At 32.2% G+C, this 11,188-nt stretch carries 8 protein-coding genes; 5 read left to right on the forward strand and 3 right to left on the reverse strand.

The features are described from left to right. The coding region (locus UEQ13_RS06605) for a hypothetical protein (protein WP_329805553.1) at positions 1–2,809 on the reverse strand (2,809 nt) is incomplete at its 3' end. A 254-nt stretch (positions 2,810–3,063) separates the two neighbouring features. On the opposite strand from UEQ13_RS06605, the gene folE reads away from it, so the two are divergent. The 5 genes from folE (at position 3,064) to UEQ13_RS06630 (ending at position 7,581) form a co-directional block, all read left to right on the forward strand. Further along, the gene (gene folE / locus UEQ13_RS06610; RefSeq protein ID WP_329805791.1) at positions 3,064–3,735 is read left to right on the forward strand and encodes a GTP cyclohydrolase I FolE; all 672 of its coding nucleotides are present in this window, start codon (positions 3,064–3,066) and stop codon (positions 3,733–3,735) included. Between the two features lie 129 nt (positions 3,736–3,864). Continuing rightward, positions 3,865–5,343 (forward strand): cysteine--tRNA ligase, encoded by a 1,479-nt coding sequence (gene cysS, locus UEQ13_RS06615; RefSeq protein ID WP_329805554.1) that lies wholly within the window; start codon positions 3,865–3,867, stop codon positions 5,341–5,343. A gap of 58 nt (positions 5,344–5,401) precedes the next feature. Beyond that, the gene (gene yidD, locus UEQ13_RS06620; protein ID WP_329805555.1) at positions 5,402–5,623 is read left to right on the forward strand and encodes a membrane protein insertion efficiency factor YidD; all 222 of its coding nucleotides are present in this window, start codon (positions 5,402–5,404) and stop codon (positions 5,621–5,623) included. 95 nt (positions 5,624–5,718) lie between these two features. After that, positions 5,719–6,654: a prolipoprotein diacylglyceryl transferase gene (gene lgt / locus UEQ13_RS06625; RefSeq protein ID WP_329805556.1), complete on the forward strand. Its 936-nt coding sequence runs from the start codon at positions 5,719–5,721 to the stop codon at positions 6,652–6,654. A gap of 75 nt (positions 6,655–6,729) precedes the next feature. Next, on the forward strand, positions 6,730–7,581 hold the full coding sequence (locus UEQ13_RS06630) for a dienelactone hydrolase family protein (RefSeq protein WP_329805557.1): 852 nt from the start codon (positions 6,730–6,732) through the stop codon (positions 7,579–7,581). A gap of 63 nt (positions 7,582–7,644) precedes the next feature. Here the strand turns inward: UEQ13_RS06630 and UEQ13_RS06635 are convergent, their stop codons facing one another. Together UEQ13_RS06635 and UEQ13_RS06640 are read right to left on the reverse strand one after the other, a co-directional pair. Further along, positions 7,645–8,082: a hypothetical protein gene (locus tag UEQ13_RS06635; protein WP_329805558.1), complete on the reverse strand. Its 438-nt coding sequence runs from the start codon at positions 8,080–8,082 to the stop codon at positions 7,645–7,647. A gap of 135 nt (positions 8,083–8,217) precedes the next feature. Next, on the reverse strand, positions 8,218–10,887 hold the full coding sequence (locus UEQ13_RS06640) for a T9SS type A sorting domain-containing protein (RefSeq protein ID WP_329805559.1): 2,670 nt from the start codon (positions 10,885–10,887) through the stop codon (positions 8,218–8,220). Positions 10,888–11,188 lie beyond the last annotated feature (301 nt).

Here is an 11,188-nt window from a genome sequence, read left to right on the forward strand (position 1 = left end):
CAGCAGTTGGCGTTCCTCCTAATTGTGCAAATAATTGCGCATTTGTAGGTGTTGTACCTTGACAAACTGTTAAAGTACCATTTGTTCCTGCATTAGGTTGTGGTTGTTCTGTTACAGTAACAGTAGCTGAAGCATTTGTTGTACATGGCGCTATTGCAGCAACAGTATAAGTATAAACAAAACCTGAATTTGTCCAACTTCCTCCTGCTGTTGGCGTGCCTCCTAATTGTGCAAATAATTGCGCATTTGTAGGTGTTGTACCTTGACAAACTGTTAAAGTACCATTTGTTCCTGCATTAGGTTGTGCTTGTTCCGTTACGGTAACAGTAGCTGAAGCATTTGTTGTACATGGCGCTATTGCAGTAACAGTATAAGTATAAACTAAACCAGAATTCGTCCATGATCCTCCTGCATTTGGTGTTCCTCCTAATTGTGCAAATAATTGTGCATTTGTAGGTGTTGTACCTTGACAAACTGTTAAAGTACCATTTGTTCCTGCATTAGGTTGTGGTTGTTCTGTTACAGTAACAGTAGCTGAAGCATTTGTTGTACATGGCGCTATTGCAGCAACAGTATAAGTATAAACTAAACCAGAATTCGTCCATGAACCTCCTGCATTTGGCGTTCCTCCTAATTGTGCAAATAATTGTGCATTTGTAGGTATTGTACCTTGGCAAACTGTTAAAGTACCATTTGTTCCTGCATTAGGTTGTGCTTGCTCAGAAACAACAACAGTAGTGCTTGATGGCGTACAGCCTGCTAAATTAAAACTATAAGTATAAGTTCCTGGTGTATCTAAAGCTGGATTATAAACTCCTGTTCCACTTGCCATTGCTGGCGACCATGTTCCTCCTGCGTCTTTTGGACCAGTGATAGATAAAAACAAATCTTCTGGAGTATCTGAACTACAAAAGGCTTTTGGATTACCTGTACCGGCATTGGGTGCAGCAGTTAATGTAACATTTACTAAACTGAAATCGTTAGCACATGGCGAGGTACCTGTTAATTCATATCTAAAAACATAACTTGTTGCTCCTACTGCTGGTAAAAACGTACCTGCAGCAGAATTAAATGTTCCGCCTACTCCTGTTGAAGTTGGATCTATTGACCATGTCCCTCCTATTTGAGCGCCAGTTAAATAGCTAAATAAATTAATGGCTGTTGTACTACTTTCGCAAATTGTTGTACTTCCATCTGCACCAGCATTAGGCTGAACATTTTCTGAAACAACAACTGTAGTACTTGATGGCGCACAGCCTGCTAAATTAATACTATAAGTATAAGTTCCTGGTGTATCTAGAGCTGGATTATAAACTCCTGTTCCACTTGCCATTGCTGGTGACCATGTCCCTCCTGCGTCTTTTGGACCAGTGATAGACAAAAACAAATCTTCTGGAGTATCTGTACTACAAAAGGCTTTTGGATTTCCAGTTCCTGCTTTTGGTGCGGTAACTACAGTAATTGTAGCCGTTGAACTTAAAGTATTTGTAGTTACTGGCGAACCACCTGTTATACTTGTTAAATCGTAAGTAGTAGTTGCAGTTAAAACTGGTGAAGTCCAAGTTCCCATACCAGACCCATTTAAAACTACGCTATAATCTGCTGGTAGTACTGCTGGTGAAACATCAAAATATACAGTTGCACCTGGCGTACCAACAAAATTTAGAGTACCTGTATTTGTTCCTGTTTGACATATTGAATTTCCAGTTGCAGTTGCATCATTTAAACATTGTACATCAATTGTCATGATGTTTTGTGTTCTATTACATGTAGGTGATCCATTAACTTCTAACCTAATAAAAATGTTTCTATCAAAAAGAGGCTGATAATTAGTTAAATTTGTTATTGGATTAACATCATTATTTGCATCTGTTATAGAAGTATGAAATGTTAAAGTGTAATTTGAAACATTTACTGATCCAACAATACTAGCAATTAAAGCTTGTAGATTAATTGTACAATTCGTGCTGTTATTAACAATTTGAGTCCCAATATTTGTTAAAGAAGGAGGTCTGTTAAATTGTACAAATATTTCATCATCATAAACAGAATTTCCACATAATGGACTAGTTACTTCAACTTTCCATGTACCAGACTGGGTGACTGTAATCGACTGCGTCGTTAACAAAGGTTGCAAGACATTATTTAAATACCATTTATAAACAGGTGTTGTTAAACCCGGATTATTAGGCCTAGCAGTTAAAACTTCAGATATAGGTGTAGGAGCACAATTAATTACATCCAATTCATTTCCTAAAAAATTTTTAATTCTAACTCCACAAACCGGATCACAACTTAATTGATTGGTAATAGGAGACGATGGTGTACCTCCTAAAATTTGTACATATCCCGCACCACCATTAAAATTGGTTATCATTACCATGTAGTACTGACCTGAAATTGCATTAGGTATTGTAAAAGTTTCAATTGCTGCTCCGTTATAACTACAAGCAACTAAATTACTTGGCGTATTAGGAACGCCATCTAAACCAGAAAAATTACTACAATTTAAAGCTTGAGTTAAAGTACTGAATGGTCCCCAAGCTTCAAAATCAACGTCTATATTATTGTATAAAGGCGGATTACTTCCTTGAGTAATAGTTAGTTGAATATTTCCAGTTGAATTCACTTGAATTGGATGAAATGATCTTCTTGGAGTAGAACCCAAACAATTAGATGGTGGACCAGGAAAAGGACCGGTAGTGTTTGACGCAGGTGGCAATCCTCCATCGCAAATAGGACTATAATTTGTAATAGGACATTGTGAAAAAGATAAAGCCGTTACAAATAAGAGTAAAAATTTTTTCATTTTTTTGAATATAATTAGTAATAAGTAGTTGATTGTATCTAGCAAAAATAAATAAAAATTTAACTTTACGTTAATAAATTGCTTTTTTAACAAAAACAGATGCATTTCGTCGGTTTTATATGTTTTTTATCGATATTTTACAATAGAACACTTAAATACAAAAAATAATAGTTAGGAATTTACTTTCAAAATAATATAAATCAAATTTATTTAGAAATGTATATATTTGCAGTAATTTGCAAACTAAAGGTATGATGATTAATAACGAAGAACAAAACGACGAAATAGGCAATAACCATATTGCTACAAACACTCATAATCCAGTTAGAGAGGACGCTTTTGATATTTCTGACGAGGAAAAAATTACAAGAATAAAAAAAGACGTAGAAAACATATTACTAACTCTTGGAATGGACTTAACAGACGATAGTTTGAAAGGCACGCCAAATAGAGTAGCAAAAATGTTTGTGAAAGAAATTTTTGGCGGATTAAATCCAAATAAAAAACCAAGCGCTTCTACTTTTGATAACAAGTACAAATACGGAGAAATGTTGGTGGAGAAAAACATTGTAGTATATTCTACTTGTGAACACCATTTACTACCTATATATGGTAGGGCTCATATTGCTTACATTTCAAACGGAACAGTTGTAGGTTTATCTAAAATGAACAGAATTGTGGAATTTTACGCGAAAAGACCTCAAGTTCAAGAACGTTTAACGATTCAAATTGTAAAAGAATTACAAGAAGTATTAAACACGGAAGATGTAGCTTGTGTAATTGATGCGAAACACATGTGTGTAAATTCTCGTGGAATTAAAGATATTGAAAGTAGCACTGTTACTTCTGAATTCGGCGGAAAATTTAAAGAAGAAAAAGTAAAAAGAGAATTCTTAGACTATATTAAATTAGATACGAGATTTTAACTAGCCCTGATTGCAGTGAAAATCCTTTTTATTTGTTGCTAAAGACAAACTGAATACAACAAATAAAAAGATTGTAACGTAAAGCAGGATAAAGCTCCAAAAAAAATAATTAAACATAAATTAAACAAAATGTCACTTTACCAAACCCATCCACTTCAGGTGTATAATTCTTTATCGGGAAAAAAAGAAAATTTTAAATCGATTCACGAAGGTCAAATTGGTATGTATGTTTGTGGACCAACGGTTTACAGCAATGTGCATTTAGGAAATGTGAGAACTTTTATGAGTTTTGACATGATTTATCGTTATTTATTGCATTTAGGTTACAAAGTTAGATATGTACGAAATATTACAGATGCTGGACATTTAACAGATGATGGCGATGTAGATAATGACAGATTTGTAAAACAATCTCGTTTAGAAAAATTAGAACCAATGGAAATTGTACAAAAATATACGGTTGATTTTCATAGAGTTTTAGAAACTTTCAATTTCTTACCTCCAACTATTGAGCCAACGGCAACAGGACATATTATAGAACAAATTGAATTAACTCAAAAATTAATTGAAACTGGTTTTGCTTATGAGAGTCAGGGTTCGGTTTATTTTGATGTGTTAGAATATAACAAACGTGGTTTAAATTACGGCGAATTAAACAATAGAAATATTGAAGATTTACTAGCCAATACCAGAGATTTAGATGGACAATCGGAAAAGAGAAATCCGCAAGATTTTGCCCTTTGGAAAAATGCATCTCCAGCACATATTATGCGTTGGAATTCACCTTGGGGAGCTGGTTTTCCAGGTTGGCATTTAGAATGTACAGCCATGAGTACGAAATACTTAGGTGAAACTTTCGACATTCACGGTGGTGGTTTAGATTTAAAATTTCCACATCACGAATGTGAAATCGCACAAGGGACGGCTTGTAATGGACACAGACCTGTAAACTATTGGATGCATACTAACATGCTTACTATGAATGGTTTACGAATGAGTAAAAGCACTGGAAATTATATTTTACCAATGGAATTACTAGATGGTAAAAATGATTTCTTCGAAAAAGCATTTGATCCAAGTGTGGTGCGCTTTTGCTTTATGCAAGCGCATTATCGTGGCGTTTTAGATATTTCTAATGAAGCCATGGTGGCGAGTGAAAAAGGCTACAATCGTTTGATGGAAGCTATAGATGTTGTATCAAAAATTGAAGTTAGCAATTCATCTTCAGTTGATATTGCTACATGGAAAAAAGCGTGTTATGATGCGATGAATGACGATTTCAATACTACGATTTTAATTGCTCAATTATTTGAAGCGGTTCGAATTATCAATGTATTGAATGATAAAAAAGAAACGATTTCTGCAGCTGATTTAGCTGAATTAAAAGCAACTTTAGACATTTTTGTTTTTGATGTTTTAGGATTAACGAATAAAAAAGCGGAAGGAAATAATAATAAATTGGGAAGTGTTATTGAAATGCTTATCGAAATGAGAATGGAAGCTAGAGCGAATAAAAACTGGGCTTTATCTGATGAAATTAGAGATAAATTAGCTGTTTTAGATATTCAATTGAAAGACGGAAAAGAAGGAACGAGTTTTACCTTATAAAAAAGAGCCAAGGAAAAAGTAAAAAGATAAAAGTTTGATACTTTATTAGTAACAAAATATGAAGAAAATTTTAATTTTTCCGTTTATCGTAATTATTCGGTTTTATCAAATCGTAATTTCGCCTTTAACACCAGCAACTTGTAGGTTTGCTCCTACTTGCTCAAGTTACAGTAAAGAAGCATTAGAAAAACACGGAATACTAAAAGGAAGTTGGCTCGCGATTAAAAGAATTGGTAGCTGTCATCCTTGGGGAAGAAGCGGTTACGATCCGGTTCCTTAGAAAAGAACCAAGGAAAAAGTAAAAAGAGCCAAGTAAAAAGGCAAAAGGGATAAGTTTTAAGTAAAAAGTTTAAATACTAAAATAACATATAAAATATGATTTGGAATCCAACAGAAGGTATCGATTTAGGTTTTTTCATGATTCGTTTTTACAGCTTAACATGGGTTGCGGCTTTTGCACTTGGCTGGTACATTATGAAACTTATTTTTGATAGAGAAAACGAATCTATTGAAAAATTAGACAATTTATTTGTTTACACAATTGTTGCTACAATGGTTGGCGCACGTTTAGGTCATGTGTTTTTTTACCAACCCGAATTAATTTCACAAGACCCTTTAAGTGTTTTGTTGCCATTTAGCACTAAACCCGAATTTCATTTTACTGGTTTTAGTGGATTAGCAAGTCATGGTGCGGCAATTGCTATCATCATCACCATGTATTATATCAAAACAAAAGTACTTCAACGTCCGTTATTATGGATTTTAGATAGAATTGTAATTCCAGTGGCTTCTGGAGCGATTTTTATTCGTTTAGGAAACTTTATGAATTCAGAAATTTTTGGAAAAACAACTTCAAAAGACAGTTTCATGGCAATGAAATTCGTTAAAGGCGAAGATAATTTGCCACCACAATTGGCCTCTCAATTAACAAACATTCCTGACGGAACGCAAGCGTATAATGCGATTGCGAAAGATATTCAATTTAAAGATATTTTAGAAAAAATTCCTTACAGATATCCAGCTCAATTGTTTGAAGCGATTTTATACGTTCCAGTTTTCATCATCTTATTATATATGTATTGGAAAACCGACGCGAGAAACAAACCAGGATTACTATTCGGAACGTTTTTAGTTTTACTTTGGTCGGTTCGATTTTTTGTAGAGTTTGTAAAAGATAGTCAAGGTGGCTTTGAAGAATATCCAATGTTCAATGCATTATCTACTGGACAATGGTTAAGTATTCCTTTTATCATACTTGGATTTTATTTCATTTATGCTTCACAAAAGAAAACACTATCCAACAATAGTTAAAAATTATAAAACACGCCTTGAGCGTGTTTTTTTTATGTGTAATTTTGAAAAACAAATAATAAAAATCAACTCAAAATGAAAAAAATTATCTTAATGTTATTGGTAGCACTAACCACTTCACTTTCTTATTCGCAAAGTTGTTGTCAATTGGCTTTTGCTTCCAACGAAGGAAATATGTCGGAATTTACTACAGATAAAAACTTCGTAGCTTCACATCAACTTCCATTAGAATACACACACAATTCTTTAGTTGGAGGTGAAATGATAACTTTCAAAACTACAGATGTTACTGACGGAAATGCGTATTTCGTAAAATCGAAAACCAAATCAAAAAAATGGCTTTTTGTATATCAAGAATGGTGGGGATTGAATGATCACATTAAAAAACAAGCCGATATTTTATACAATGAAATGGGTGGAAACGTAAATGTTTTAGCCATTGATATGTATGATGGAAAAGTAGCTACTACTCGAGAAGACGCAGCAAAATACATGCAAGGCGCAGATGAGAAACGATTAGAAAATATCGTAAACGGCGCTTTGGCTTATGCTGGTAAAAAAGCAAAAGTGGCGAGTATTGGCTGGTGTTTTGGTGGCGGATGGTCTTTAAAATCTGCGATTTTATCTAAGAAACAAGCAATTGGTTCAGTGATGTATTATGGAATGCCTGTTCAAGATGTAGAAAAATTGAAAACCATAAATTGTGAGGTGTTAGGTTTATTTGCTACAGAAGAATGGATTTCTAAAAAAATTATTGAAGAGTTTGCTGCAAACATGAAAACAGCGAACAAATCGTTAAACTATAAAATTTTTGAAGCGGAACATGCTTTCGCAAATCCAAGTAATCCGAAATTTGATGAAAAAGCTGCAACCGAAGCGAATGCTATGGCTGTGAAATTTTTAAAAGAAAAATTCAAGTTGAAATAAATTCTGAATTAAAATAAAAAACGGCAAACTCTACATTAGATGTTTGCCGTTTTTTTTTATGTTTTATCCTCTAAACTTCCATTCAAATTCGTCTTTATCGTTGATTATGGCACCAATTTCAACCTCAACGACTTCGTCATAGTCTACATGGAAAAACAACCAATTGTCTTCGTTAAAATAAATATCAATTCCTTCTTCTGAGTCTTTTTCAAATTTGGTAATTTTATTTAAAGCTAAATCGCCATTCACTACATCCCAAGGCTGATTTATTATAGAAGAACCAAACAATTTAATTGCTGGATTTGTAGTAGTAATATAACCTAATTTCATGTCTTCTTCTACATAAAACGTTAACTTCATACGTTCTTTGTTGTACACATAAATCGTATTGTTCTCGTCATCTGTAAACGTCTTATTCGGCTTACCACATAAAGCTTCTACGTATTTTGGAGTCATACCGAACTCTAATCTATCAATTCCGTTTTTTAATTTAATTTCCATGGTTCAAGGTTTTTGAATAACAAAGTTAGGGTTTTTACATATTGATTTTGCGATTTCTTACAAAATATTAATTATAGGCATAAAAAAACCACGAAAATCAAATGAAATTCGTGGTTTATTGTATTTGAAAAAAAATTACTTTTTAATAATTTGAATGGATTGACTGCCTGTTGTAGAAGTTAATTTCAAGAAATAATTACCCGAATTTAAATGATAAGGTAATTCAATTGGTAATTTATGATTTCCTACAGAATACTCTTGGTTATTAGCAATTGTTTGTACCAATTTACCTTGAATATCATATAATTCTATGTTAATGTTTTCTGAGTTGTTTAAAGTAAACTCAAAAGTAGCGGAAGTTTCTATTGGATTTGGGTAAATTGACAATGTATTTTTTGAAGATGAAAAATCTAAAGTTCCTAAAATGGTATTGGTAAAACGGGCAATAACCGCCAATTGATTATCACTAGTTGTAGATGTACCACCAACTACAATTTTACCATCGGCTTGTAATAAAATATCAGATATTGAAGAAGCATAACCTACAATTGGGTTTAATTCACCATTTGTACCAAAAGAAGTATCAACAGAACCATCCGCATTATAACGACTAATTGAAAAATGATTGTTTTTAGAGCCTGCTTTAAGGTATTTTCCGTCTGGTTGAAATACCATTGTGCTGTTATTTGAACCTACAAAATCATTACTAATACCGTTTGTTCCATGAGATAAATCTACTGCACCATCAGCTAAGAATTTTATAGATTTCATTTCTGAATTATTTTGACTTTTCATAAAACACAAAACACTATTGTCACTAAAAATGAATGAATTTATTGGCCAATTAATTAATGAAGGGAATGTATTAGTTGTTTTACCGTTATTTCCATAAGCTGTATCTAAAACACCATTAGAATTTATTCTAAAAGAGCAAAAAGTATATTGAATTGGTATATTTTGGTTATGATGAAACTGTCCTAAAATTTTAATCTTACCATCATTTTGTAAAATAATGTTTTGAGGAAATTCACGAAAATTTAAATCACTATTAAATCTTGTCGTGAACAATCCATTATTCCCAAAAGAGACATCTACTAAACCGTTATTTAAAAATTTTAATACCCCCATTGAAAAATAATTAATAGAACCACCAGTTATGTAAATATCAATTGCAACAATTAAATTACCAAATGCATCTATTTTAACATCATCCATATTTCCAAGACTATAATTATTATTAAAACTATTTAACACAGTTCCCATATTAATATATCCATCCGTATCAAAACTGGTATCTAAAGTTCCGTTACTATTAAATTTATAAATTCCAAAATCTAAATAAACAAATATTTTATCAGAAAAAATATTTATTTTACAATCATTTTCTGCACTATCTGGCAAGATGACTTTTCCACTTACTCCAAAAGTAACATCTAATTGTCCAGATGAATTATATTTAAACAAAGTAGGATTGGGTGTATTGGCTAATACAAAAATATCGCCATTTGCATTTTTATTCATTGAAATAAATTTATCAACTCCTAAAAACAAGTTTTTAGTTACTGAATTTATTAATGTTCCGTTACTTGCAATTTCTACTTCCTTAATTTTTGCATCACTATTTAAGGCTGTTGTAAAACTTATACCGCCAGTAATTATATTTCCATTGGGTTTAATTTGTAAAATTGTAGAAATATCAGCTTCCGAATTTGAAGTAAAAATTCCATTGATACCAAAAGTAGTATCTAAATTATAAGCTGTATTTAATTTTACAATTGTATAATCTCCATTATTTGTACATGAAATTATAACTTCTCCTGTTGGTAAAATACTAAATTTTGAGAAATAATGTAAACTTGTTGATGTACTAGTAGTTGCTTGATTTGAAATAATAGTAAATGTTTTTTTACCTGTTGTATTAAAAGAAGTGTCTAAAGCACCCGAAGTTGTATATTTAGCCAATGCCACATTACCAGCCGAAGAACCTAAAACTAAAATAGAATTATCGGGCAAAATTTGTATATCACGTGCATAATCAACACTGGATGAAAAATCTGTAATTGCATAACCAGTTAAATTAAATGTAGTATCTAAAGTTCCATTAATATTAAGACGAACAATTAAAAAGTTTTTTGCAGCAGTTGTTGCTCCCGTATCTCCTACAATCACGATTTTACCATCTGCTTGTATTTTGTGAGTAAATCCATTATCAATTGAAGAAGAAATAAATGTATAAATTCCATCTGTATCAAATGTAGTATCAAAAGTACCGTCAGTATTTAACCTAGCCACAGCAACATCATTATTGGTTCCATTACTAATAAATCCCGAAACTACAATTTTGTTATCTGACTGTACAGAAACACATTTCATATTCATATTTTGCCCAGACAAACTAATAGTTTTATAACCAATACTGTTAAAACTTGTATCAACTATACCGTTTGCTGTTAATCGATACACACTGCTTGTACCTGCAACAAGAATTTTACCATCCGCTTGTAAAGTAACGCTTTGAAAACCATTAACACCAAAAATGCTAATACCACCTGTAGCAAATGACGTATCTTTTGTTCCGTCTGTATTGAATCTTACAATAAAACCTTTCGTAATTACTGTTCCATCAAAATAACGTCCTACATAAATCATTTTACCATCAGGTTGCAAAATACCATCATAAGCATTTTGTATGGAAGGAGTAGTAGAAATTGGGTTATTCACCAAACCATCGGTATCAAAAGTTGGGTCTAAACTTTGTGCTGTTGTAATAATAGAAAACAATAAGAAAAGTAGTGTTTTTTTCATTTGTAAGAAAAAGTTAAATTCATACAAAACAAAAAAAAAAAACACTTATCCTAGTGTTTTGGTGTGAATTATAGGTTTTTTATATTTTTGAAGTGTGTAACGCTTTTAAATAAATAGTGTGAATTGTAGTGATTGTGCTTTCAGCTTTACAAAAATTATAGTAATAGATGCTTAGACGATGTAGATTCTAACAAATATCTAAAAATCACGCAAAGCCGCAAAGTTGAACCATTAAATCCTTTGCGACTTAGCGCCTTTGCGTGAACTAAATTAATTTCATTTTTATTCATTTATAAAATAG

The sequence above is a fragment of the Flavobacterium facile genome, from assembly GCF_036321945.1.
Classification (GTDB): Bacteria; Bacteroidota; Bacteroidia; order Flavobacteriales; family Flavobacteriaceae; genus Flavobacterium; species Flavobacterium facile.